This window comes from Variovorax sp. TBS-050B (assembly GCF_029893635.1).
Taxonomy (GTDB): domain Bacteria; phylum Pseudomonadota; class Gammaproteobacteria; order Burkholderiales; family Burkholderiaceae_C; genus Variovorax.
Window position 1 is genome coordinate 3,177,131 of sequence record NZ_JARXYR010000002.1, and the last position, 24,615, is coordinate 3,201,745.

Annotated in this window: 23 protein-coding genes and 1 pseudogene; 8 read left to right on the forward strand and 16 right to left on the reverse strand. The window is 69.8% G+C overall.

The genetic code is table 11. The features are described 5' to 3' along the window. Positions 1–1,482 (forward strand): efflux transporter outer membrane subunit, encoded by a 1,482-nt coding sequence (locus M2165_RS17760; protein WP_280815905.1) that lies wholly within the window; start codon positions 1–3, stop codon positions 1,480–1,482. A 114-nt stretch (positions 1,483–1,596) separates the two neighbouring features. On the opposite strand, the gene M2165_RS17765 is transcribed toward M2165_RS17760, so the two are convergent. Next, on the reverse strand, positions 1,597–1,962 hold the full coding sequence (locus M2165_RS17765; protein ID WP_280815906.1) for an SPW repeat protein: 366 nt from the start codon (positions 1,960–1,962) through the stop codon (positions 1,597–1,599). Positions 1,963–2,054: 92 nt separating this feature from the next. Continuing rightward, positions 2,055–2,918, reverse strand: a complete 864-nt coding sequence (locus M2165_RS17770; RefSeq protein ID WP_280815907.1) for a MurR/RpiR family transcriptional regulator — start codon at positions 2,916–2,918, stop codon at positions 2,055–2,057. A 138-nt stretch (positions 2,919–3,056) separates the two neighbouring features. Between M2165_RS17770 and M2165_RS17775 the strand changes: the two genes are divergently transcribed. The 4 genes from M2165_RS17775 (at position 3,057) to M2165_RS17790 (ending at position 6,939) form a co-directional block, all read left to right on the forward strand. Further along, positions 3,057–4,391, forward strand: coding sequence for an aspartate aminotransferase family protein (locus M2165_RS17775; protein WP_280815908.1), 1,335 nt, complete (start codon positions 3,057–3,059; stop codon positions 4,389–4,391). Positions 4,392–4,439: 48 nt separating this feature from the next. Next, the gene (locus M2165_RS17780) at positions 4,440–5,360 is read left to right on the forward strand and encodes a transporter substrate-binding domain-containing protein (protein WP_280815909.1); all 921 of its coding nucleotides are present in this window, start codon (positions 4,440–4,442) and stop codon (positions 5,358–5,360) included. A gap of 16 nt (positions 5,361–5,376) precedes the next feature. After that, complete coding sequence (locus tag M2165_RS17785; protein ID WP_280815910.1) at positions 5,377–6,033, forward strand: aspartate/glutamate racemase family protein; 657 nt, start codon at positions 5,377–5,379, stop codon at positions 6,031–6,033. Positions 6,034–6,114: 81 nt separating this feature from the next. Further along, positions 6,115–6,939: an undecaprenyl-diphosphate phosphatase gene (locus M2165_RS17790; protein WP_280815911.1), complete on the forward strand. Its 825-nt coding sequence runs from the start codon at positions 6,115–6,117 to the stop codon at positions 6,937–6,939. A 21-nt stretch (positions 6,940–6,960) separates the two neighbouring features. Here the strand turns inward: M2165_RS17790 and M2165_RS17795 are convergent, their stop codons facing one another. Next, on the reverse strand, positions 6,961–7,785 hold the full coding sequence (locus tag M2165_RS17795; protein WP_280815912.1) for an IclR family transcriptional regulator: 825 nt from the start codon (positions 7,783–7,785) through the stop codon (positions 6,961–6,963). 113 nt (positions 7,786–7,898) lie between these two features. On the opposite strand from M2165_RS17795, the gene M2165_RS17800 reads away from it, so the two are divergent. Both M2165_RS17800 and M2165_RS17805 read left to right on the forward strand, forming a co-directional pair. Further along, positions 7,899–8,870 carry a tripartite tricarboxylate transporter substrate binding protein gene (locus tag M2165_RS17800; RefSeq protein ID WP_280815913.1) on the forward strand — a complete coding sequence of 324 codons (972 nt, stop codon included), beginning with the start codon at positions 7,899–7,901 and terminating at the stop codon, positions 8,868–8,870. 23 nt (positions 8,871–8,893) lie between these two features. Then, entirely contained in the window at positions 8,894–11,242 is a 2,349-nt protein-coding gene (locus tag M2165_RS17805; protein WP_280815914.1) for a cytochrome P450/oxidoreductase, read from the forward strand. A gap of 10 nt (positions 11,243–11,252) precedes the next feature. Here the strand turns inward: M2165_RS17805 and M2165_RS17810 are convergent, their stop codons facing one another. Then, the gene (locus M2165_RS17810) at positions 11,253–11,918 is read right to left on the reverse strand and encodes a response regulator transcription factor (protein WP_280815915.1); all 666 of its coding nucleotides are present in this window, start codon (positions 11,916–11,918) and stop codon (positions 11,253–11,255) included. Positions 11,919–12,067: 149 nt separating this feature from the next. On the opposite strand from M2165_RS17810, the gene M2165_RS17815 reads away from it, so the two are divergent. Beyond that, complete coding sequence (locus M2165_RS17815) at positions 12,068–12,595, forward strand: MOSC domain-containing protein (RefSeq protein ID WP_280815916.1); 528 nt, start codon at positions 12,068–12,070, stop codon at positions 12,593–12,595. Here the strand turns inward: M2165_RS17815 and M2165_RS17820 are convergent. The 12 genes and pseudogenes from M2165_RS17820 to M2165_RS17875 form a co-directional block, all read right to left on the reverse strand. Then, positions 12,578–13,388: pseudogene (locus M2165_RS17820) on the reverse strand (alpha/beta hydrolase). The gene M2165_RS17815 and the pseudogene M2165_RS17820 sit on opposite strands and share 18 nt — an antisense overlap. Positions 13,389–13,392: 4 nt before the next feature. After that, positions 13,393–14,232, reverse strand: coding sequence for a proteasome-type protease (locus M2165_RS17825; RefSeq protein WP_280815917.1), 840 nt, complete (start codon positions 14,230–14,232; stop codon positions 13,393–13,395). Positions 14,233–14,260: 28 nt separating this feature from the next. Then, positions 14,261–16,858, reverse strand: coding sequence for a DNA mismatch repair protein MutS (gene mutS, locus M2165_RS17830; protein ID WP_280817568.1), 2,598 nt, complete (start codon positions 16,856–16,858; stop codon positions 14,261–14,263). Positions 16,859–16,944: 86 nt separating this feature from the next. Continuing rightward, entirely contained in the window at positions 16,945–17,277 is a 333-nt protein-coding gene (locus tag M2165_RS17835; RefSeq protein ID WP_280815918.1) for an XRE family transcriptional regulator, read from the reverse strand. Positions 17,278–17,279: 2 nt separating this feature from the next. Further along, complete coding sequence (locus M2165_RS17840) at positions 17,280–17,615, reverse strand: type II toxin-antitoxin system RelE/ParE family toxin (protein ID WP_280815919.1); 336 nt, start codon at positions 17,613–17,615, stop codon at positions 17,280–17,282. Between the two features lie 171 nt (positions 17,616–17,786). Then, positions 17,787–18,608, reverse strand: a complete 822-nt coding sequence (locus tag M2165_RS17845) for a siderophore-interacting protein (protein ID WP_280815920.1) — start codon at positions 18,606–18,608, stop codon at positions 17,787–17,789. 25 nt (positions 18,609–18,633) lie between these two features. Next, on the reverse strand, positions 18,634–19,209 hold the full coding sequence (locus tag M2165_RS17850; RefSeq protein WP_280815921.1) for a PadR family transcriptional regulator: 576 nt from the start codon (positions 19,207–19,209) through the stop codon (positions 18,634–18,636). A gap of 93 nt (positions 19,210–19,302) precedes the next feature. Next, positions 19,303–20,493: a PrsW family glutamic-type intramembrane protease gene (locus M2165_RS17855; protein WP_280815922.1), complete on the reverse strand. Its 1,191-nt coding sequence runs from the start codon at positions 20,491–20,493 to the stop codon at positions 19,303–19,305. Continuing rightward, positions 20,490–21,050 (reverse strand): hypothetical protein, encoded by a 561-nt coding sequence (locus tag M2165_RS17860; RefSeq protein ID WP_280815923.1) that lies wholly within the window; start codon positions 21,048–21,050, stop codon positions 20,490–20,492. Before M2165_RS17860 ends, M2165_RS17855 begins: the two co-directional genes overlap by 4 nt. Before the next feature lie 70 nt (positions 21,051–21,120). After that, a complete protein-coding gene (locus M2165_RS17865; protein ID WP_280815925.1) occupies positions 21,121–22,437 on the reverse strand; it encodes a sulfatase-like hydrolase/transferase in 1,317 nt (438 codons plus the stop codon). Between the two features lie 139 nt (positions 22,438–22,576). After that, complete coding sequence (locus M2165_RS17870; protein WP_280815926.1) at positions 22,577–23,563, reverse strand: Bug family tripartite tricarboxylate transporter substrate binding protein; 987 nt, start codon at positions 23,561–23,563, stop codon at positions 22,577–22,579. Between the two features lie 29 nt (positions 23,564–23,592). Beyond that, on the reverse strand, positions 23,593–24,588 hold the full coding sequence (locus M2165_RS17875; protein WP_280815927.1) for a tripartite tricarboxylate transporter substrate binding protein: 996 nt from the start codon (positions 24,586–24,588) through the stop codon (positions 23,593–23,595). Positions 24,589–24,615 lie beyond the last annotated feature (27 nt).

Sequence of the window (24,615 nt, forward strand, 5' to 3'; positions counted from 1 at the left end):
ATGAACGCCTCCGTGATGAACCACCGACCCCGCATCCTTTCGCTTTCGGCGCTGGCCCTGGCGGCCCTGCTCGCCGGCTGCGCCGTCGGCCCCGCCTACCAGAAGCCGGGCACGGCCCTACCGTCCGGCTGGAAGGCGCAGCAGACCGCCGAAGGCTGGCTGCCCGCCGCACCGGCCGATGCGCTCGACCGCGGCGAATGGTGGAAGCTCTTCGGCGACCCCACGCTCGACGAACTCGCCGCGCGCGTGCAGGTCTCGAACCAGAACATCGCCGCCGCGGTGGCGAACTACGCGCAGGCCCAGGCGCTGGTGCGCGGCGAGCGCGCGGCGCTGTTCCCGCGCGTCACGCTCGACGGCAGCGGCCGGCGCAGCGGCAACGCCGGCGGCAGCAGCAACGCGTCGAGCGCCTTCGCGGCGACGCTCGGCGTCGACTGGGCGCCCGACGTCTGGGGCCGCCTGCGCGAGGCGGTGAGCAGCGCGCAGGCCAATGCGCAGGCCAGCGAAGCCGACCTGGCCTCGGCACGGCTCTCGGCCATCGGCGACCTGGCCACCAACTACTTCTCGCTGCGCGAGACCGATGCCGAGATCGTGCTGCTCGACCAGACCATCGAGGGCTACCAGCGCGCCCTCGAGATCACGCGCAACCGCTATGCGGCCGGCGTCGCGGCGCAGACCGACGTGCTGCAGGCGCAGACCCAGCTCGTGAGCGCGCAGGCCGAGCGCGTGGGCCTGCAGCGCACGCGCGCGACGCTCGAGCATGCGATCGCCACGCTCGTGGGCGCGGCGCCGGCCGACTTCAGCCTGCCGCCCGCGCAGTGGACCCCCACCGTGCCGGGCGTTCCCGCCGGCGTGCCGTCGACGCTGCTGCAGCGCCGGCCCGACATCGCGGCGGCCGAGCGGTCGGTGGCCGCGGCCAACGCGCAGATCGGCATCGCGCGTTCGGCGTACTTCCCCAGCTTCGGTCTCAGCGCCTCGGTGGGCGGCAGCGCGAGCCGCGTCAAGGACCTGTTCGACGCGTCCAACACGCTCTGGGCGCTCGGCCTGTCGGTGGCGCAGGTGGTGTTCGATGCGGGCGCGATCGGCGCTTCGGTCGATTCGGCCAAGGCGGCGCACGAGGCCAGCGTGGCGCGCTACCGGCAGACGGTCCTCACGGCCTTCCAGGCCGTGGAAGACCAGCTCACGGCCGGCGCCGCGCTCGCGCAGCAGGAAGGCCTGCGGCGCGAAGCCTCGGCCGCGGCCGACAAGACCGAGCAGCAGATGCTCAACCGCTACCGCGCCGCCCAGGTCGGCTACACCGAGGTCGTGACCGCGCAGGCGGCCGCGCTCAGCGCCCGGCGCGCGCTGGTGCAGGTGCAGGTCAGCCGCCAGACCGCCGCCGTGGCGCTCATCCAGGCGCTCGGCGGCGGCTGGCAGGCCGGGTGGACCGGCGAGGGCGGGACGCCGCAGGCGACGCAACCCGCCACCCTCCGTCAAGCGGAGTGAGATGGCGCGACAGTCCCAGCCCAGGGCACCCGCGGAACTGGCTCCGCCAGGCCGCCGGGTGCGCCCCCCAGTGGGGGGAGGCGGCTACACGAAGTGAGCCGCTTCGGGGGCGTCCTAGTGCGCGTGGCGGTCCATGGTGCCGCCAAGGTAATCCTTGTCGGTCACCAGCACCCACAGCGCGAGCACGAGGATCGCCGCGGCCACGAGCACGGCGTTGACCATCGCGTTCTCGACCGCGGCGTAGCCGAGCACCCAGGGCGACACGGCCAGCCAGATCGCGAGCGCGCCTTCGGTCCACTCTTCCCAGGCGCGCGGCGTCAGGGTCGCCCCCAGCGCCACGGCACCCAGGACGACCCCGGTTCCCACGGCAGCCCACATCGCAGGCATCACGTCCTGGAAGCCCAGGACCCACGGCGAGACGACGAGCCAGACACCGAGGGCGATGCTGACGGGGTCTTGCCAATGCTTCACTTGCTTCATGGTCATTACCTCCTGTTGCGACACGGCGCCGCAACAGGCGTTGGACCGGGGCGCACGGGCCATGGTTCCGCGATGCCGCGGCGCAGCATGAATCAGCCGCGCGGGCCGGGCGGCGACAGGTAGGCGCCCGATTCGAACAGCTGCGCCTCCGCCTGGTCGATGCGCCGGATGCCGGCCTTGCCGGCGCGGCTCGCGAGCAGTTCGACCAGCGCCTCTGCGAGCGCCACGCCGGCCGCGACCGAGGGGAAGAACGAGGGACTGTGGATGGTGAAAAGCAGCGTCTCGTCCGCCAGCAGCGACAGCGGCGAGGCGGTGCTGTCGGTCAGAGCCACGATGCGCAGCCCCGCCGCCCTGGCCGCCTCGGCGACCTGCAGCGCCTCGCGCGAGTAGGGCGCGAAGCTCGCGACCACCAGCGCATCGCCCTTCGCGAAGGCGCGCTGCTGCATCTCGAGCGAGCCGCCCTGGCCGTCGACCAGATGCACGCCGTTGCGGAAGAGCCGGTACACGTAGACGAAGGAGAACGCGATCGGAAAGCAGGCCCGGAAGCCCGCCGCATGCACCGCCGGCGCCTTCTCGATCAGCGCGCAGGCCTTCTGCAGCGCCTGGCCGCTCTGCTGCTGCGTGGCCTCGAGGTTGCGGCGCTGCACCTCGAACATCTCGCCCGTGAGGCCGCCGTCCTGCGCGCGGCCGATCAGCTGCTTGGCGCGCCCGCCGTAGGTGTCGGCGCCCAGGCCCATGTCGCCCGCGAAGGCTTCCTTGAGCTGCGGCCAGCCGGCATAGCCCAGGTGCTGCGCGAAGCGCACCAGCGTGGCGGGCGTGCTCTGCGCGCGCGCGCCCACGCCGCGCATCGAGCCCGTGACCACCTCGTTCGGATGGTCGAGCACATAGCGCGCCACCTGCTGCATCGCAGGGCTCAGTTCATTGAAGCGCTGGCGGATCTGGTCTCTGGCGCCCATGGCGGCTCTTTCCTCGGCTGGCTGTGGTTGGAACGAATGTACCGGACCCGGAACAGCGCGCCGCGGCAGAAGACGGTTGACGGAACAAATGTTCCAAACAATAATTCGATGCAACGTTAGTTCCAATCATCCATCCCCATGACGCACGTGTTCCATCGCCACCTTCGCCAGACGCCGCCGGTTGCCGCCGGCGCGCGGGGCATGTTCATCCGCGACGCGGAGGGCCGCGACTACCTCGACGCCTCGGGCGGCGCGGCGGTCTCGTCGCTCGGCCATGCGCATCCCGAGGTGCTGGCCGCGATGCATGCGCAGATCGACCGGCTCGCCTATGCGCACACCAGCTTCTTCACGAGCGAAGCGGCCGAGCAGCTCGCCGACGAGCTGGTGGCGTCCGCGCCGCAGGGCATGGACCACGTCTACCTGGTGAGCGGCGGTTCCGAGGCGGTGGAGGCGGCGCTCAAGATGGCGCGCCAGTACTTCGTCGAGATCGGCCAGCCGCAGCGCACGCATTTCATCGCGCGCCGCCAGAGCTACCACGGCAACACGCTCGGCGCGCTGGCGGTGGGCGGCAACGCCTGGCGCCGCGAGCCCTTCGCGCCGATCCTGGTGCCGGCCACGCATGTGTCGCCCTGCTACCCGTACCGCGAGCAGCAGGCCGGCGAGAGCGCCGAGCAGTACGGGTTGCGGCTCGCGGCCGAGCTGGAGGCCGCCATCCTCGCGCACGGCGCGGACCGGGTGATCGCCTTCGTTGCCGAGACCGTCGGCGGCGCCACGGCCGGCGTGCTCACGCCGGTGCCGGGCTACTTCCAGGCGGTGCGTGCGGTCTGCGACCGCTACGGCGTGCTGCTGATCCTCGACGAGGTGATGTGCGGCATGGGCCGCACCGGCACGCTGCACGCCTGCGAGCAGGAGGGCGTGGTGCCCGACTTGATGACCGTCGCCAAGGGCCTGGGCGGCGGCTACCAGCCGATCGGCGCGGTGTTCGCGCAGCAGCGCATCGTCGAGGCGATGTCGCAGGGCAGCGGCTTTTTCCAGCACGGCCACACCTACCTCGGCCATCCGGTGGCCTGCGCCGCGGCGCTCGCGGTGCAGCAGGTGATCCGGCGCGACGGGCTGGTCGCCAAGGTGCGCGAGGACGGCATCGCATTCGGCGCGATGCTGGCCGAGGCGCTCGGCGCGCATCCGCACGTGGGCGACGTCCGCGGCCGCGGCTTCTTCTGGGGCATCGAGCTCGTGGCCGAGCGTGCCGGCAAGGTGCCGTTCGATCCGGCGCTGCGGGTGAACGCCGCGATCAAGAAGGCGGCGATGGCGCGCGGGCTGCTGTGCTATCCGTTCGGCGGCACGGTCGACGGCCGCCAGGGCGACCACGTGCTGCTCGCGCCGCCCTTCATCGCCACCCGCGCGGACCTGCAGGAGATCGCGGCGCGGCTCGCGGACGCGATCGATGCGGTCACGCGCGGTGCCGTGCGCTGAACACCTTCTCTTTCTTTTTCTTCCCCAAGCCGTTCCGAGGAGTGCCCCATGCCCCAGCTTCGCCTGCCGATCCCCTTTGCCGCCGCCGCCCTCGCGGCGCTCTTCGTCGGCCTGCTGCCGCACACCGCGGCACACGCCCAGGACAATGGCAGCGACACGCTCGCGAAGATCAAGGCGAGTGGCGCCATCACCTTCGGCTACCGCGAGTCCTCGTTCGGTTTCTCCTACCTCGATGCCAACCTCAAGCCGGTGGGCTACAGCATCGACATCTGCAACCGCATCGTCGAAGCCTTGAAGAGCGAACTCAAGCTGCCGGCGATCGAGATCAAGTACCAGGCCGTGACCTCGGCCAACCGCATGCCGCTGGTGCAGAACGGCACGGTGGACATCGAATGCGGTTCCACCACCAACCTCGTCGAGCGGCAGAAGCAGGTGGCTTTCTCGCCCGACATCTTCCGCTACAACGTGCGCATGCTGGTCAAGGCCGATTCGGGCATCCGCAGCATCGCCGACCTGCAGGGCAAGACGGTGGTCACGACCACCGGCACCACCTCGTTCCGCCTGCTGCGCGAGGCGGACAAGGGCCGCAACCTCGAGGTGACGAACCTCGCGGGCAAGGACCACAGCGACTCGTTCCTGCTGGTGGAGAGCGGCCGTGCGCAGGCCTTCGTGCTCGACGACATCCTGCTTGCCGGGCAGATCGCCAATGCGCGCAATCCCAAGGACTTCACGATCGTGGGCGAGAGCCTGCGCACCGAGAACCAGTCGCTGATGTTCCGCAAGGACGATGCGCCCTTCAAGGCGCTGGTGGATCGCGTCGTCTCGGGCATGATGAAGTCCGGCGAGATGGAGAAGCTCTACAGCAAGTGGTTCATGTCGCCGATTCCGCCCAAGGGCATCAACATCAACTATCCGCTCAATGCCGAGACGAAGGAGGCCTTTGCCAATCCCTCGTCGAAGGGCATTTGAGATCCTCCGTCTTCGCATGACCCGCATCGCCCTGATCCACGCACTTTCGCATTCGGTCGCGCCCGTCAACGCCGCCTTCGCGCGCGACTGGCCCGAGGCCGAGCGCATGAACCTGCTCGACGACAGCCTTTCGGCCGACCTCGCGCGCGGTGGCCGCGGGCTCGATGCCGCGATGCACGAGCGCTTCCAGCGGCTCGCGCAGTACGCGGTCGACACCGGCGCGCAAGGCATCCTCTTCACCTGCTCGGCCTTCGGGCCCTGCATCGAGGCGGTGGCGCAGCGGCATGCGGGCATCCCGGTGCTCAAGCCCAACGAGGCGATGATCGAGGAGGCCATGCAGGGGCCGCAGGGCCGGCTCGGGCTCATCGCGACCTTCGCGGCCACGCTGGTGTCGATGCCGCCCGAGTTTCCGCCGGGCACCGCGCTCGAAGCGGTGCTGGCCGAGGGCGCGCTCGACGCGCTGAACGCGGGCGACACCGAACGCCACGACGCGCTGATCGCCGCGCAGGCGGCCGTGCTGCGCGAACGCGGCTGCACGCGCGTCGCGCTCGCGCAGTTCAGCATGGCGCGCGCACGCGGCGCCTGCGAGCAGGCCAGCGGACTGCCGGTGCTGACCACCGTCGACAGCGCGGTGCGGGCGCTGCGCTTCCGCACGCGTCAAGCCGCGGCTTAAAGCCTGTTACCACGCAGGGCCGCCTGAACGGGCCCTGACGCGATGCCTCGCCATAATTGCCGCTCTTGAAAAGGAGTAAGCGTGGACATCGTTTTGCTGGTGAAGGCCGCCGTCATGGGCATCGTCGAGGGGCTGACCGAGTTTCTGCCGATCTCGTCGACAGGACATCTGATTCTTGCGGGCTCTCTGCTCGGCTTCGACGACGCGAAGGCCAAGGTCTTCGACATTGCCATCCAGACCGGTGCGATCTTCGCGGTGATCCTGGTGTACTGGCAGAAGATCCATTCCACCGTGGTGGCGCTGCCGCGGCAGCCGAAGGCGCGGCGGCTCGCGATCAACGTGGTGCTGGGCTTTCTGCCCGCGGTGGTGCTGGGGCTGGTCTTCGGCAAGATGATCAAGGAACACCTGTTCACGCCGGTGGTCGTGGCGAGCACCTTCATCATCGGCGGCTTCATCATCCTCTGGGCCGAGAAGCGCCCGCCGGGCTCGGTGCGCATCGAGCACGTGGACGACATGACGATGTGGGATGCGCTCAAGGTCGGCCTGGTGCAGTGCTTCGCGATGATCCCCGGCACCAGCCGCAGCGGCTCGACCATCATCGGCGGCATGCTGCTCGGCCTCTCGCGCCAGGCGGCGACCGACTTCTCGTTCTTCCTCGCGATCCCGACGCTGATCGGCGCCGGCGCCTACAGCCTCTACAAGGAACGCGCGCTGCTGTCGGTGGCCGACATTCCGCTCTTCGCCGTGGGCCTGGTGTTCTCGTTCGCGAGCGCCTGGCTCTGCGTGCGCTGGCTGCTGCGCTACATCAGTACGCACAGCTTCGTTCCGTTCGCGTGGTATCGCATCGCGTTCGGCATCGTGGTGCTGGCGACCGCGTGGACGGGCGCGGTGGTCTGGGCCGAGTAGGCGGAAAGTCCGCGCGCTTTCTCAGGCCGTCGGGGTGTGGCCGAGCAGGGCGCTCGCCGCATCGGCTTCGCGCCGCACCGCGCGTGCGATCTCGCCATCGATCGCCGGATCGAAGCCCCCCGTGGCCCCGAGGGCGGTCAGCACCGCGCAGACGCGACCCGCATAGTCGTACACCGGCGCCGCCACGGCGCTGATGCCGCGCAGGTAGGTGTCGCGCACGCTCGCGCAGCGCGCCTGCTGCACCTCGCGCCGCAGCCGGCCGATCGGGTCGGCGGCATCGAGCGTGGCGCGCATCTCCGGCGTGGCCTCGGCGAGTTCCTGCTCGGCCAGCGCGAGCACGCGGGATTCGTCGAGCAGGCCGAGGAAGGCGCGGCCGGTGGCCGACCACAGCATCGACATCACCGAGCCGGCGCGCACGTTGACCGTGACCGGCAGGCCGGGCTCCTCGAAGCGCACGATGGTCGGTCCCTTGTTGCCCATGACCGCGACGAAGCAGGTCACCTCCAGCGATTCGCGCAGCCGGATCAGGCAGGGCTCGGCCGCGCGGATCGGGTCGGCCTGGCGCATCGCCGCGAGGCCGATCTGGATCGCCTCGGTGCCCAGGTAGTAGTGCTGCGAGGCGGCGTCCTGCAGCACCAGGCCTTCCTCCATCAGGCTCGCGAGGTAGCGGTGCACCTTGGCCGGGCTTTCTCCCACGTGCGCCGCGAGCGCGGTGAGGCTGCTGCGGCCGCCCAGGTGGGCGAGGCCCTTGAGCACCGCCATGCCGGTCTCGGCCGACTGGACGCGCTGGCGCCGCTCGCGGGTCGCGGCGGGAGGGGCCGGGGAGGCTTCCGGGGCTTTGGTCATGTGGGCGGGATGTTAAGTGCACGGCGCTCGCCAGCCAGGGTTAGACCCGAGGCAGTGATTACGCAATGCGTATGATACTTACGCAATACGGAACCATAACCGAGGCAGACCCCATGAAGAAGCATTTCCTTCGCTGCATCGCAGCGCTTTCACTCGTTGCCGCCGCCGCAGGCGCCGGCGCGCAGACCTATCCCGTCAAGCCGATCCGCTGGCTCGTTCCCTATGCGGCGGGCGGTGGCTCCGACTTTCTCGCGCGCACGGTGGCGCAGACGCTCTCGACGCAGGTGGGCCAGCCGGTGCTGGTCGACAACAAGCCTGGCGGCAACACCGCGCTGGCTGCAGCCGAGACGGCCCGCGCGCCGGCCGACGGCTACACGGTACTGTCGGCCGACAACGGCACGCTGGTGTTCAATCCGGCGCTCTACAAGTCGCTGAGCTACAACCCGACCAAGGACCTGACGCCCGTCACGCTGATGGGCAAGTTCCCGATGATCCTCGTGGTCGGTGCCAATTCCGGCATCGCCTCGGCCAAGGATTTCATCGCCAAGGCCAAGGCCAAGCCCGGCGACCTGAGCTACGCGTCGGCGGGCGCCGGTAGCCCGCATCACTTGGCGATGGAACTGCTCAAGGTGGAAGCCGGCCTGTTCATGGTGCACGTGCCGTACCGCGGCGCCGCACCTGCGCTCGCCGACGTGGCGGGCGGCCAGTTGCCCGCGATGATGGTCGACCTGGCCGCGGGCGCGGGCTTCATCAAGGGCGGCAAGGTGCGCGCGCTGGCCGTGGCCAACCCGACGCGCCTGCCGCAATTGCCCGACGTGCCCACCTTCGCCGAGCTCGGCTACAAGAACGTCGAGGCCGCCGCGCTGGTCGGCGTGGTAGTGCCCTCGGCCACGCCGGCCGAGGTGGTGAACACGCTCAACCGCCAGCTGGTGGCAGCGATCAACGAGCCCTCGGTGCGCACGCGAATGATCGACTTCGGCGTCGAGCCCGTGGCCAACACGTCCGCGCAGTACGCCGCGCTGCTCAAGAGCGAGACCGTGCGCTGGCACAAGCTGATCCGCGACCTGAAGATCACGCTGGATTGAAGACGCCGTTCCCGGAGCACGCCATGTCCGATACCGCCACGCCCGCCCGCACCACCGGCTGCCCCGTCGCGCACGGCCCGCTGTCGTCCGAGCGCACGCCCACCGGCTGCCCGGTGAGCCAGCGCGCGGCCGCGTTTGATCCCTTCGAGGACGGCTACCAGCAGGATCCGCCCGAGTACGTGCGCTGGGCGCGCGAAAAGGAGCCGATCTTCTACAGCCCGAAGCTGGGCTACTGGGTGGTCACGCGCTACGACGACATCAAGGCGGTGTTCCGCGACAACATCACCTTCAGCCCCTCGAACGCGCTCGAGAAGATCACGCCCACGGGCGAGGAGGCCAATGCGGTGCTCGCCTCGTACGGCTTCGCGCTCAACCGCACGCTGGTCAACGAGGACGAGCCCGCGCACATGCCGCGCCGCCGCGTGCTGATGGACCCGTTCACGCCCGAGGCGCTCAGGCACCACGAGCCGCTGGTGCGCAAGCTCGCGCGCGAATACGTCGACCGCTTCATCGACGACGGCCGGGCCGACCTGGTCGACCAGATGCTGTGGGAGATTCCGCTCACCGTGGCGCTGCATTTTCTCGGCGTGCCCGAGGAGGACATGGACACGCTGCGCAAGTATTCGATCGCGCACACCGTCAACACCTGGGGCCGGCCGAAGCCCGAGGAGCAGGTGGCGGTGGCGCATGCGGTCGGCAACTTCTGGCAGTACGCCGGCAAGGTGCTCGAGAAGATGCGCCAGAACCCCGATGCGCCCGGCTGGATGCAGTACGGCATCCGCAAGCAGAAGCTGCATCCCGAGATCGTGACCGACTCGTACCTGCACTCGATGATGATGGCCGGCATCGTCGCGGCCCACGAGACCACGGCCAACGCCACCGCCAACGCCATGAAGCTGCTGCTGCAGCATCCGCAGGCGTGGCAGGAGCTCTGCGAAGACCCGGGCCTCATCCCCAACGCGGTGGAGGAATGCCTGCGCCACAACGGCTCGGTGGCCGCGTGGCGGCGCCTCGTCACCCGCGACACGCAGCTCGGCGGCGTAGACCTGCCGGCGGGCTCGAAGCTGCTGATCGTCACCTCGTCGGCCAACCATGACCAGGCGCACTTCGCCGACGCCGACCTGTTCGACATCCGCCGCGACAACGCGAGCGACCACCTGACCTTCGGCTACGGCTCGCACCAGTGCATGGGCAAGAACCTTGCGCGCATGGAGATGCAGGTCTTCCTGTCGGAGTTCACGCGGCGGCTGCCGCACATGCGGCTCGCGCCGCAGCGCTTCACCTACCTGCCGAACACCTCGTTCCGCGGGCCCGAGCACCTGTGGGTCGAATGGGACCCGGCCGCGAACCCCGAGCGCCGCGACCCGGCGCTGCGCGAGCTGCAGGTGCCGGTGCGCATCGGCGAACCGTCGCGGCATGCGGTCACGCGGCCGGTGGTGGTGGAGCGCGTGACGCAGGTCGCCGACGGCATCGTCAAGCTGCGGCTGGCGTCGCCCGACGGCAAGCCGCTGCCGCGCTGGACGCCCGGGTCGCACATCGACGTGGAATGCGGCTCGCCCGAGCGGTCGCGCCAGTATTCGCTCTGCGGCGACCCGGACGAGGCCGGCGTGTTCGAGATCGCGGTGCTGCACGAGGCCGAAGGCCGCGGCGGCTCCAATTGGGTGCACACGCAGGTGAAGGCCGGCGACCGTTTGCGCATCCGCGGCCCGCGCAACCACTTCCGGCTCGACGAGTCGGCGAAGAAGGCGATCTTCATCGCGGGCGGCATCGGCATCACGCCCGTGAGCGCGATGGCGCGTCGCGCCAAGGCGCTGGGCATGGACTACGAACTGCACTACAGCGGCCGCAGCCGCGCGCGCATGGCCTTCCTCGACGAACTCGCGGCGCTGCATGGCGAGCGCCTGCACGTGCATGCGGGCGACGAGGGCCGGCGCTGCGACCTGCGCGCGCTGCTGGCGCAGCCGGTGGCGGGCGCGCAGGTCTATGCCTGCGGTCCGCTGCGCATGCTCGAGGCCCTGGAAGACTGCTGCGCCGGCTGGCCCGAGGGTTCGCTGCGCGTGGAGCATTTCGAATCGACGCTGGCCACGCTCGATCCCTCGAAGGAGCGCGCCTTCGAGGTCGAGCTCAAGGATTCCGGCCTCGTGATCGCGGTGGCGCCCGACCAGACGCTGCTGTCGGCGCTGCGCGCGGCGAACGTCGACGTGCAGAGCGACTGCGAGGAGGGGCTTTGCGGCTCGTGCGAGGTGCGCGTGCTGGCGGGCCGGGTGGACCACCGCGACGTGGTGCTCACGCGCACCGAGCGCGAGGCGAACACGAAGATGATGGCCTGCTGCTCGCGCGCCTGCGACGGGCGGCTGGTGCTCGAACTCTGAGGGCGCGCGTTCAGCGCACCAGTACCTGCGGCGCGACCGCCAGCTTGCGGTAGATGTTGCGCGTGTGGCATTCCACCGTGAGCTTCGGAATCGCGAGCATCTCGGCCATGTCGTGCTTGCTGAGCTTCTGCGACACCAGCTCGAGGATCTTGCGTTCCTGCCAGCTCAGCGCCAGCGGCGCTTCGGCGGGTTCGGCCGCGGCGGCCGGCGCGGGCTGCGTCGCGAGCCAGCCGAGGATGCGGCGCGCGATCGTCGGATCGATCGGCGCGCCGCCCTGTTCGATGCTGCGCAGCGTGATGCTGAGCTCGAGATCGTCGTTTTCCTTCTGCAGATAGCCGATCGCGCCGGCACGCAGCGCGGCGAACACGGCTTCTTCGGTGCGCCGGTCGGCGATGACCACCACGGGAACCTGCGGATGGCGTGCCTGCATCCAGCCGATCAGTTCGACGGCCTCGGGCAGGCCGGCATCGACCAGCGCGATGCCGTAGGGCTGTGCATCGAGCCGTTCGCGCGCGGAGACGGCGCTGTCGGCCCAGGCGATCTGGGGCTCGTCGCAACCGAGCGTGGAGAGCACGTAGCCGAGCCGCTCGCGCATGGCCGGATCGTCCTCGACGACCAGCGGGGGGCTCAGGGAGACGGCTTCAACCGCAATTTCTTCGAGCAAGTGCTCTGGCATGGGACGGCGCTCCAATCGGTCGCGCGTTGTGTAGGCCGTTGTTATCGATTTTTGCGGCATTTTGACAGAATGCCGCCATTTGTATCCAACCAACCGCGTTGCGATAAGGGAAAAGTTCGAACGCTGGCGCCGCATCGACAATCGCCCGCATGCCCGATCTCCATGCGCTGACCCGACGATTCCCGCGCGACGGCCGGCTGTCGGCCATCCTCCTGCGGCCCGCGCGGCGCGAACCCGTGCGTTCGGTGCCGCAGGCCCTGGCGCTCGCGGGCCGCGGCCTCGAGGGCGACCGCGCGAGTGCCGGTGCGCGGCCGGGCGGCAAGCGGCAGCTCACGCTGATCCAGCAGGAGCATCTGGACGTGGTCGCCGCACTGGCGGGCATGGCGCGCGTCGATGCCGCCGCATTGCGGCGCAATCTCGTGGTCTCGGGGCTGAACCTGCTCGCGGCACGCACGCTGTTCCGCGACCAGCCGCTGGTGCTCGCGATCGGCGACGAGGTGCTGGTCGAGATCAGCGGCCCGTGCGAGCCGTGCTCGCGCATGGAAGAGGTGCTCGGCGACGGCGGCTACAACGCGATGCGCGGCCACGGCGGCGTGACGGCGCGGGTGCTGCGCGGCGGGATGCTGCGCGTGGGCGACGCGGTCGCCTGCCGCCCGGCCTCAGAGCAGGTTGCGTAGCGAGGCTTCGATCGCCGCGGCCGTGGCGAGCGGCTTTTCCATCGGGAACAGGTGGCTGCCGTCGAGCATCGTGATCCGCCCCTTGGTCACCTGTTCGGTCATCGCCATGCCGACCTGCTTCATCTCGACCGACTGGCGCCCGCCGATGAAGGCCGCCTTGCACTGCAGCGGATGCTTGCGCAGCATCGCGGCGAGGTTGTGCGGCAGGGTGTTGTAGATCGCCGTCTCGACGTCGCGGTCGAAGCTCAGCTGGCGGTCGTTGTCGCCGCCGTCAGAAGGTGCCGTGGTCGATGTAATCGTGCAGCACCTGTTCGTCCCAGCGGGCGAAGGCCTTCTTGCTGCGGAAATGCTCGAACACCGCCTCGCGATGGGCCCAGGTGTTCTTGCGCTTGCGGCTGATGGCGCCCGGCGAGATGCTCTTCATGAGCGGCGTGCGCTTCACCACGTTGAGCGTGTTGGCACGCCAGCCGCCGAGGATCGGCGAGTCGATCAGCACCACGCCGCGCGCGAGCGCCGGATGCTGCGCCGCGCACATCAGGCTCAGGAAGCCGCCGAGCGAATGGCCGACCAGGAACACCGGCCCGCCGGTGCGGTCGGCATGCGGCTGCGCGAAATCGGCGAGCTGCCGCACCAGGTGCGGCCAGTTGTCGGTGACGGGGTACTTCGGGTCATGCCCGAACTTCTCGATCGCATGGACCTCGAAGCCGCGGCTGCGCAGGCTGTCGAGCACCACGCGGTAGGTGCTCGCGGGAAAGCTGTTGCCGTGGGAGAAGACGACCGGGGGCAGGGCCATCAGTTCAGATCAGCTTTTCGTCCGGGGTGGAGATCTTGCGCAGCGGGCTGTGCCGCGTCGCGGGCATCCGCAGCGGATGCGCCGTGGCCGAGTCGTCCCACACCGGGTCCTCGATGCTGTCGAACACTTCGCGCAGCTTCTGGCCCCAGCTGCTGTGCATCATCCGGTAGTAGGGGTTGTCGTGGTCGATGCAGATCACGCGGTCGGTCTCGAGCCTGTTGGCTTCGTACACCACCAGGTCCAGCGGCAGGCCTACCGACAGGTTCGACTTCATGGTCGAGTCCATCGACACCAGCGCGCACTTGGCGGCCTCGTCGAGCGGCGTTTCGGGCGTGAGCACGCGGTCGAGCACGGGCTTGCCGTACTTCGACTCGCCGATCTGGAAGTAGGGCGTCTCGGTGGTGGCCTCGATGAAGTTGCCGGCCGCGTAGACCAGGAAGAGCCGCATGCCTTCGCCCTTGACCTGGCCGCCGAAGATGAACGACACGTTGAAGTCCAGGCCCGCATGCTTGAGCGCCTCGGCGTCGCGGTCGTAGACGTGGCGCACCGCCGAGCCGAGCACGCGCGCGGCGTCGAACATGCTCTTGGCGTTCCAGATGGTGATCGGATCGCCCTGCGAGCCGTCCTCGCGGGTCTCGCGCAGCTCCTCGATCTGCAGGATCTCACGCACCGACTGCGAGATGCTGAGGTTGCCCGAGGACAGCAGCACCATGACGCGGTCGCCGGGCTGCTCGTAGACGATCATCTTGCGGAAGATGCTGATGTGGTCCACGCCCGCATTGGTGCGGGAGTCGGACAGGAACACCAGTCCGGCGTTGAGTTTGATGCCTACGCAGTAAGTCATTTTTTCACCCCGCTCGAGGGATGCCGCCTCATGCGGCACCGCGTTCGCGCGCGTTCAGTTTTTGCAGTGCATAGAGCGCATCGAGCGCCTCCCGCGGCGTCATCGCATCGGGATCGAGCGCGGCCAGCGCGGATTCTACGGCGCTGGCCATCGGCGCCTCGGCCGCGGGCGGCGGCGCGAACAGGTCGACCTGGGCGCGCGTCTGCGCATGCTGCGATTCCAGCGCTTCGAGCGCCTGGCGCGCATGGTTGACCACCGCGGCCGGCATGCCCGCGAGCCGCGCGACCTGGATGCCGTAGCTCTTGCTCGCGGGGCCGGGCTGCATCTCGTGCAGGAACACGATGTCGCGGCCGGCCTCGGTCGCGCTCACGTGCATGTTGACCGCGCAGTGGTGCGTGGCTGGAAATTCGGTCAGCTCGAAGTAGTGCGTGGCGAACAGCGTGAAGGCCTTGGCGCGGTCGTGCAGTTGCGCCGCGATGCCCGCGGCCAGCGCCAGCCCGTCGAAGGTGCTGGTGCCGCGGCCGATCTCGTCCATCAGCACCAGCGACTGCGCGGTCGCGCTGTGCAGGATCTGCGCCGCCTCGGTCATCTCGAGCATGAAGGTCGACTGTGCGTTGGCCAGGTCGTCCGCCGCGCCGATGCGCGTGTGGATCGCGTCGATCGGACCGAGCCGGCAGGCCGCCGCCGGCACGTGCGAGCCGATGGACGCCAGCAGCACGATGATCGCCACCTGCCGCATGTACGTCGACTTGCCGCCCATGTTGGGGCCGGTGATGACCTGCATGCGCTGTTGCGGCCCGAGCTGCGTGTCGTTGGCGATGAAGCCGCCCGAGGACTTTTCGGCCAGCCGCGCCTCCACCACTGGATGGCGGCCCTGCTGGATCTCGATGCAGGGGTGCGCGACGAAGCTCGGCGCGCGCCAGTGCAGCGTGTGCGAGCGCTCGGCCAGCGCGCACAGCGCGTCGAGCGTCGCGAGCGCGCCCGCGAGCTGGGTGAGCGCGGGCACCGAGGGCTGCAGCGCGTCGAGCAGCTGCTCGTAGAGCCACTTCTCGCGCGCCAGCGCGCGGTCCTGCGCGCTCAGGGCCTTGTCCTCGAAAGCCTTGAGCTCGGGCGTGATGAAGCGCTCGGCGTTCTTCAGCGTCTGGCGGCGGCGGTAGTTGTCGGGCACCTTCGACAGCGCGCTCTGCGTCACCTCGATGTAGAAGCCGTGCACGCGGTTGAACTGCACGCGCAGGTTGCTGATGCCGGTGCGCTCGCGCTCGCTGACCTCGAGCTGCAGCAGGAAGTCGTCGCAGTTCTCGCTGATGGCGCGCAGCTCGTCGAGCTCCGCATCGTGGCCCGTCGCGATCACCCCGCCGTCGCGCACCAGCGCCGACGGTTCGGCCTTGATCGCGCTCGCCAGCAGTTCGGCGCAGCCCGGCGGCGGCGCGAGCCGTTCCGCGATGCGCTCGAGCAGCGCGGCCGCGGGCGGCAGCAGCGGCGCGAGCTGCTCGGCCTTGGCGAGCGCGAGGCGCAGCGCCAGCAGTTCGCGCGGGCGCACCTGGCGCAGCGCGATGCGCGCCGCGATGCGCTCCACGTCGCTGGTGTTCTTGAGCTGTTCGCGCAGCGTGCGCCAGGGCGCCGCCGTGCCGCCGAGCACCGTCGACTGCAGCGCGCCGATCGCTTCGAGCCGCGCCTGCGCCTCGCTGCGGTCGCGCCGCGGCGACAGCAGCCAGCGCTTGAGCAGCCGGCTGCCCATGCCGGTCATGCAGGTGTCGAGCAGCGAGAACAGCGTGGGCGCATCCTCGCCCCGCAGCGTCTGCACCAGCTCGAGGTTGCGCCGCGTCGTCGGCGGCAGCTCGATCAGGTCGCCGTCGCGCTCCACGGACAGGCGCTGCACATGCGACAGCGCGCGCCCCTGCGTGTGTTCGGCATAGCCCAGCAGCGCCGCGGCCGCGGCATGCGCATTGGCGAGCGATTCGGCATTCCAGGCGGCGAGGCTCTGGCTGCCCATCTGCTCGCTGAGCTTGCGTTCGCCCAGGCCCCCGTCGAACTGCCAGGCCGGCCGCACCGACAGCGTGAACGGCGTGGCGGCGCGCGCGGCCTTCAGGCGCTGCTCGAACGCGGGCGTGACTTCGGCGCTGTAGAGCAGTTCGCTCGGCGCGATGCGCGCGATCCAGGCTTCGAGCGCATCGGCCGGGCATTCCGCCAGGCGCAGCTCGGCCCCGGTCACGCTGAGCCAGGCCAGGCCGCAGAAGTTGCGCGCGCCCGCATGCACCGCCAGCAGCAGCGAGTCGCTCTTGTCGTTGAGCAGCTCCGAATCGGTCAGCGTGCCGGGCGTGACCACCCGCACCACCTTGCGCTCCACCGGCCCCTTGCTGGCGCCGACTTCGCCCACCTGTTCGCAGATGGCCACCGATTCGCCGAGCTTGATCAGGCGGGAGAGGTAGGTGTCGACCGCATGGAAGGGCACGCCGCACATCACCACCGGCTGCCCGGCCGACTGCCCGCGCTGCGTGAGCGTGATGTCGAGCAGCCGCGCGGCCTTCTCGGCATCGGCCCAGAACAGCTCGTAGAAATCGCCCATCCGGTAGAACAGCAGGGTGTCCGGATGGTCGGCCTTGAGGCGCAGGTACTGCGCCATCATGGGCGTGTGGGCGGAGAAGTCGGCGCTGGCGAGTGCGGGGTCTGTGGCGATTTTCACTCGGGCGATTATCGGGGACTGGTGACGGCTCAGCCGATCACCAGCCGGACCGGCTTGCCGATGCGGCTGAGCATTTCAACCAGCGTGTCGATCGTGAACTTGGCCGTCTTCTTGTTGACCACGTCGGAAACGCGGGGGCGCGAGACCATGAGGATTTCGGCAGCTTCCGCCTGCTTCAGCTGATGCTCGGCGATCCAGCTCGAAAGCGCTTCCATGAGCTGCTGCTTCAGCTGTCGCGTGTCGTTGATCTGCTTCTGCGAAGCGGCTTGCAGTTGTTTCGCTTCGGCGGGCGGAAAGCCCAGCTCGAGAAAAAGATTGGCCCCGGGACGGGTGACGTGGCGGACGGCGGTGTCGATCTTCATGTCTACTTCTTCCTTGCTTCGCGCACTGCGCGATAGCGCGCCCGTGCAATGGCCTTGTCCTGCGCGCTGGTGGCCTGGGTCTTCTTCTGGAAGCAATGCAGGACATAGATCGCTTCCTCGAAGTTGGCCACGTACATCACTCGATAGATGCCGCTCGCATCTCGGAGCCGGATTTCCCGTGTGCCTGGCCCCACCTCGCCGAAGGGCTTCCAATCCGTCGGGTCGAGTCCGGCCTGGACCTTGCCCAGTTCGAAACCGGCCGTGCGCCGCGTCTCCACAGGAAAAGCCAGCAGATCCGCATGGGAAGACCCGACCCAGCGGATTTCTTTGTCGCCCATCGCCTGGTTGCCTGTATAAGATTTTATACATGGGCCGGCGTTTTTGCGCCGTGCCTCCCTGAAGCTGGATTGTCTCCATCGCGCCAGTGCCGAGGATCGCGTCGGCCGGCCTCGCTCGGACCGATCGTTACTTTGTTGGTCGCGGGGCCGTGCGAGTGCGGCCGACCCGGCCTACTCGTCGTGCGTGTCGTGCGTCGCCGCCGCCCCGCGCCGCCAGTAGCCCGAGGCGCGGACCCATTTCGGGTTGGCGCCGCGCTGGCCCACGAGGTGCGCGCGCAGCGCCTTCGCGATGGCGGATTCGCAGGCGACCCAGGCGTGGAAGTCACCGGCCGGCAGCGGCATGGCCTGGAGCGCATCGAGCAGCGCGGTGCCGGTGCCCGGCTCGGCGCCCTGGCGGTGCACCCATTGCAGCGTGAGTTCGGCCTCGGTCGCGAACGGCTGCTCGTCGGCCGCTGCGTCCACTTCGGCCAGCACCACGGCGCGCGCGCCGGCCGGCAGTTCGGCGAGGCGGCGCGCGATGGCGGGCAGGGCGGTGTCGTCGCCGATCAGCAGGTGCCAGTCGAAATCCGTCGGCACGATGAAGGAGCCGCGCGGGCCGCCCACGCCGAGGATGTCGCCGGGCTGCGCGCGCTCGGCCCACTGCGTGGCGGGGCCGGCATCGTGCAGCGCGAAGTCGATCTCGAGGGTGCGCGCGGCGGGGTTGTAGCGGCGCGGGGTGTAGTCGCGCATGGTGGGGCGGGCGCCCTCGGGCCACACGGGGCCTTCGGGGCCGACGGTGGGCAGCGTCAGCCGACCGGTGGCGGGGTCGGGGAAGAAGAGCTTCGCATGGTCGTCGAAGCCGGGACTCGTGAAGTCGGCGAGATCGTCGCCGGCGAGCGTGATGCGGATCAGGTGCGGCGTGACGCGCTGCACGGCCTGCACCGTGAGGCGCCGGAAGCGCAGTTCATGGCGCACGCGGCGCGGCGTGCGGTCGGGGGGAGAGAGGTCGGTCATGGATGAAGGAGAAGAAGAAAAAGGTTCAGATGCGTTCCAGCTGCTGGGCGGCGTTGTCGAGCACCGCGGCGAAATCGTGGGCCTGTTGTTCGGTGAGGGGCGCGCCCGCGAGCCGCATGCGCATCGCGAGCTTGAGGTTCTCGATCGCGCGCGTGACCTGCGGCGGGCGGCCGCCGCGCGGGCCGGCGCCGTCGACGCCGCCGTTCATGCGGGCCATCATCGCGTCGGCGGTGTCGCGGTTGGCGTCCAGGAACTCGCGGCCGCTGTCGGTGATGCTGTAGCGCTTGCGGCCGCCGTCGTCGGCATTTGCCACGCGCAGGTGGCCAAGCTCCTCGAGCAGGGTCAGCGTGGGGTAGACCACGCCGGGGCTCGGCGCATAGCTGCCGCCGAGCCGGTCTTCGATGGCCTTGATGAGCTCGTAGCCGTGCGAGGGCTTCTCGGCGATGAGCCGCAGCAGCACGAAGCGCAGGCCGCCGTGGCCGAACACGCGGCCGCCGCCGCGCCCGCCGCGGCCGCCCGAGGAGAAGCCGTCTTCATGCTCGCCGCGCGGGGCGTGGCAATGGGGGTGATGCGGAGGATGGCCGAAGTGGAAATGTCGCATGACGGGGTCCTTTCGAAATCGTATCTAGATCTATTCTAGATATATCGAAATAAAAGTCAAAGCGACAGGGTTTTCCGGCTGCGGCCGGCCGTTTCAGGGACTTCGGGTGATCAGCGAATCGAGCGCGGCGCGCAGCCGCCGCACCTTGCGTTCGTGCGGCAGCGTCTGCGGCCCGCGGCCGTAGGTGCCGGCCTTGCGGATCAGCCGCAGCTGCTCGCGCTGCAACTGGGTCTTCAACTGCCTTGCGCGGCGGCCGAAGGCCTTGCCCATCTCGCGGCGCACCCGGTAGCGCGCGAGCGGAGCGCCGAGCCGCACCCATTCGTCGTCGCGGATCAGCTCGCGCTCGGGCACGAACCAGGCGGCGAGCGCATGCAGGTAGGTGCCGTTCTCGCGCGCGGCCACGCGCCAGAAGAGGCCGGCCGCGATCATCGCGGGCACGCCCTTGACGACGAGCAGCACCGCCATCTCGCCGTAGCCGCCGTCGAACAGGTCCTCGAGCCAGGGCGAGTTCCAGGCGAAGTGCATGGCCCAAGCGAGCGCGAAGCAGAGGAAGGCGAAGCCCAGCCGCTGCGCCATCGGCCGCTCGGGATGCAGCAGGAACCAGGCGACGCCGAAGGAGGCGATCATGGTGTAGGCCGCATGGCTCCACAGTCCGCTCAGCAGCCCGCGCGTGAGCAGGTTGAGCAGCACCGGGTAGACCTGGTTCTCGAGCGGAAAGTGGATGGAGGCGTTGACGGTGTAGCTCAGGTTCTCGATCACCTGGAAGCCCAGCCCGACGAGCGCGCCGACGATCAGCACCGAGAGGTAGGTCTGGAACTGGTTGCGCGCGACCAGCACCAGCAGCACCACGCCCGCGAGCTTGAGGAACTCCTCGGTGATCGGCCCTGCGACGGCAGGGCCCCAGACGGCCACGAACTCGGGCGACACCAGCTTGGCGCACAGGCTCTGGATCGCGATGTTGGCCGGCGCGGCGAAGTACACCGCGCCCATGCCGCCCCATGCGAAGGCGAGCACGAAGGCTTCGGGCGGATGCTGCTCCAGCAGGTCGAGCGCACGGAAGGCGAGCAGGAAGGCCAGGGTGTAGCTGGTCCACACCAGGAGCCCGAGCAGCGCCGTGACCGGCACCACGCGCACGCCGACCGCGAACAGCTGCAGCACGTAGAACAGGCCGTTGACGATCAGTGCCGCCAGCAGCCAGAAGGCCGCGCGGCGCGGCTGGAAGAAGGAGTCGGTGCCGACCGGCCAGGCCGGCTGTACCGCGGCATCGAAGGAGGGCAGGTTCACTGCGGGGCTTCCAGGTCCATGGAGTCGAGCATCGCGCGGGCCTCGGCCAGCGCCTCGTTGAGGCCGTCGCTCGCGCCGTAGACATCGATCTGCACCAGCGACCGGCGCCGGACGTCGACCACCTGCCAGAACCGGCCGGCGAGCTTGGGGCTGTAGTAGGCGAAGGTCTTGCCCTGCAGGCCCCAGGCGGTGATGAAGTCGGACACGTCGCCGTCGACCTGCAGCCCCTGGCCGCGCTCCATGAGCCGCTGCTGCCGCAGCATCGGCCCGTCGGGCCCGCCGGCCCAGGGCTGGGTGGTGACCAGGAACTTGTGGCCGCCCTTGAAGAGCATCAGCGACCGGCCGGCCTTCGAGCGCGACACGTCCATCTCCCATCCTTCGGCGGGAACGAAGCGCGCGTGGCCCACTTCCACCGTCTCGCCCGCGGGCAGGGGCCGTGCGCCCGGCGTGCGGCGGTCCCACAAGGTGAGGCCGCCCACGTAGGCGGCGATGGCGAGAAGCACCGCGAGCGCACCGGGCCAGGTGCGGTAGGGGACGCGGCGGGAGGGCTCGAGCATGGCAGGCCGGATCGTGCCATACGGAAAGCGCGATGCCGGCGGGCGCGGCGCCGCGCGCGCGGCCGGGTCGTCAGCGCTGCGGCATGTCCTTGACCGAGTAGCCGAGGCTCACCGTCGCGTCTGCCGGAATGGGCGGCATCGTCGCGTTCCAGGCGCGCCAGTCCTCGCGCATCGCGGCGAGCCTTTCGGGCTCCTTCTTCGCGAGGTTCGCGCGCTCGCGCTCGTCGGCCGGGATGTTGAACAGGTACTCGTTGCCGTCGACCTTGAGGTACTTCCAGTCGCCGTCGCGCAGCGCCTCCTGGCCGCGGTGGTTCATGCGCCAGTGCAGCGGGCGGCGGAAGGCGTGCTTCGCGTCGCGCAGCACCGGCATCAGCGACACGCCGTCGAGCGGATACGCCGGGTCGGGCTCGGCGCCGGCCGCATCGAGCATGGTGGCCGACCAGTCCATCGTCATGCACAGCTGCCGGCTCTCGCCGCCCTTGGCGATCACGGCGGGCCAGTGCGCGATCCAGGGCACGCGGATGCCGCCTTCGGTCAGGTCCATCTTGCCGCCGACCAGCGGCCAGTTGTCGGAGAAGCGCTCGCCGCCGTTATCGCTGGTGAACACCACCAGCGTGTTGTCGGCGATGCCGTGCTTCTCGAGCGCGGCCATGATCCAGCCGATGCCCTCGTCCATGTGATGGATCATGCGGCGGTACACGTGGATGTTGCCGCCGGCCAAGTCGAACAGGTTGTCCTTCACGAGCGGCGCCTTGCCGGCGTCGTCGCGCGTCTCCCAGGGCCAGTGCGGCGCGGTGTAGTGCAGGCTCAGGAAGAAGGGGGCGTCCTGGCCGGCCATGCGCTCCACGTAGTCGACCGCGCGCTTCGAGAGGATGTCGGTGAGGTAGCCCTCTTCCTGCCGGTCCTCCTCGCCGAACCAGAGGTCGTGGCGGCCGGTGGAGTCGCAGTGCGTGAAGTAGTCGACGCCGCCCGACATCGGCCCGAAGAATTCCTCGTAGCCCGAACGCAGCGGTCCGAAGCTCGGCGGATAGCCCAGGTGCCACTTGCCGATCAGGGCCGTCCTGTAGCCGCTCTTCTTCAGCAGCGAGGGCAGCGTGGGATGCTCGGTCGGCAGGCCGAGCGTGGTGCTGCCGCGGCTCCTGCTGTTGATCGGCTCCTCGGCCGCGCCGCGCAGGCGGTACTGGTAGCGCGCGGTGATCATCGCGAAGCGCGTGGGCGAGCACACGGGCGAGTTCGAGTAGCCCTGCGTGAGCTTCAGGCCGTTGGCCGCCAGGCCGTCGAGCACGGGCGAGACGGGGCCGAACGCGGCGTCGCGGCCGCCGTAGCAGCCGAGGTCCGCATAGCCGAGGTCGTCGGCGACGATGAAGATGATGTTGGGTCTGTTCATGAACGGTCGGTTGACTGGGGTGCTCCGCGGATCCCTTCGGGGAACACCGCGGAACCGGCTTGGCCGGGCCGCTGGTGTTGCGCCCTGGAGGGGGGAGTCGAGCTACGCGAAGTGAGCGAGGGACGGAGGTGGACCTGTTTCAGGGCTGGTAGCCGGATTTTTGGACCACGGGCGCCCACTGCGCCTTGTAGGCCTTGAGCATCGCGACGGTCTGCGCCTGCGTGCTGACCACCGGCGTCATGCCGGCGTCCTTGAACTTGCGCTGGGTGTCGGGGTCCTGCATCACTTCGCGGATCGCCACGGCCAGGCGCTGGGCCTTGTCCTTGGGCATCGTGGCCGGCGCGAAGAAGGTGTTCCAGCCCGAGGCGGCCAGGTCGAGGCCGGCTTCCTTGAAGGTCGGGATGTTGGGTGCGAACGGCGAGCGCTTCTCGCCCGAGAGCGCGAGGATGCGCAGCTTGCCGGCCTGGTGCTGCGGCAGCACCACGTCCTCGGTGTCGATCGCGATCGGAACCTGCCCGCCGAGCAGGTCGTTCAAGAGCGGCGCCGAGCCGCGGTAGCCGATCACCTGCGTCTGTACCTTGGCCTTCTCGCCGACCATCAGGCCGAAGAAGTGCGGCAGGCTTCCGGTGGCCGGCACGCCGACGTTGGCCTGCTGCGGATTGGCGCGCATCCAGGCGAGCAGGTGGTTGAGCTCGCGCACCGGCAGCGCGGGCGAGACCGAGAGCGCGAAGTCGTAGGCATTGACGTGCGACACCGGCACGAAGTCGCGCTCGGGGTCGTAGCCGTTGTCCTTGAACACCAGCGGCGCCACCACCATCACGGCGGGGTTGGCGAGCATCAGCACGTTCTGGCTGGCGGGCGTGGCCTTGACCTGCTGCGCGGCCAGGCGGCCGCCCGCACCGGGCTTGTTGTCGACGATCACGGGGGTGCCGAGCTTGGCGCCGAGCTTCTCGCCGACGATCCGTGCCACGCGGTCGGTGGCGCCGCCGGGCGCGTAGCCGACCACGATGCGCAGCGGGCTGTCGGGGGCCTGCGCCTGCGCGAGCGGCGCGACGGCGGCCAGCACGCCGGCCGCGGCAAGCAGCGCGGCGAAGCGGCGGGTGATGGGGGTGTGGTTCTTCAGCATGGTGGGTTCCTCCTCTTCGATGAAATCGGTCAATCGTTGGCCTGGAAATTCACGGCCTTCATGATGCCTGCCCAGCGCGCCGTGTCCTCGCGCATGGTCTTCAGCAGGGCCTCGTGGCCGTCGGCCACGGGGTACATGCCGTTCTGCAGCAGCAGCTGGCGCACCTCGCGCACGTTGACGGCGCGGATGAGTTCGGCGCGCAGCCTGTCGACGGTGGCCTGCGGCGTCTTCAGCGGCGCGTAGTACGCGAACCAGGCGGTCGCGACCACGTCCTTGTAGCCGGCCTCGACGAAGCAGGGCAGGTTCGGCATCAGCGGCGAGCGCTTGTCGCCGCTGGTGGCGAGCACCTTCACGCGGCCGGTGGGCAGCATCTGCTGGGCGCCGCCCACGGTGTCGAAGTACACGGGCACGGTGCCGCCCATCAGGTCCTGCCGCGCGGGCGTGGAGCCGCGGTAGGGCACGTGCACCATCTTCAGGCCGGCTGCGCGGTTGAGTATTTCGCCGAGGAAGTGCGAGGGCGTGCCCGCGCCATAGGAGCCGAAGCTCACCTTGTCGCCCTGCGCCTTGGCCCAGGCGACGAACTCGGCGAGGTTGTTCGCGGGCACGCCCTTGTGCACCGCCAGCGCAAGCTCGAAGCGTGCCGCGTTCATGATCGGCACGAAGTCCCTGATCGGGTCGTACGAGAGGCTGCGGTAGGCGCTCGGGAACATGGTCATCATGCTCGCGGTGCCGAGCAGCAGCGTGTGGCCGTCGGGTGCTGCGGTCTTCACGGCCTCGGCCGCGATGCGGCCCGCGGCGCCCGCGCGGTTGTCGATGATCAGCGGCCCGAGCGACTCGCGCACCTGCTGCGCGATCGCGCGGGTCAGCACGTCCTGCGTGCCGCCGGCCGGCACGCCGATCAGCACCTTGACCGGCTGGCCGGGCGTGAAGGCCTGGGCGCGTGCGAGCGGGGCGAGCGCGAGGCCGCCGCCCAGGGCGGCAAGCGTGGCGATGGCCTGGCGGCGGTCGAGGGCAGGGCGGGTCATGGGGCGTGTCTCCGTGTTCTTTGGGGT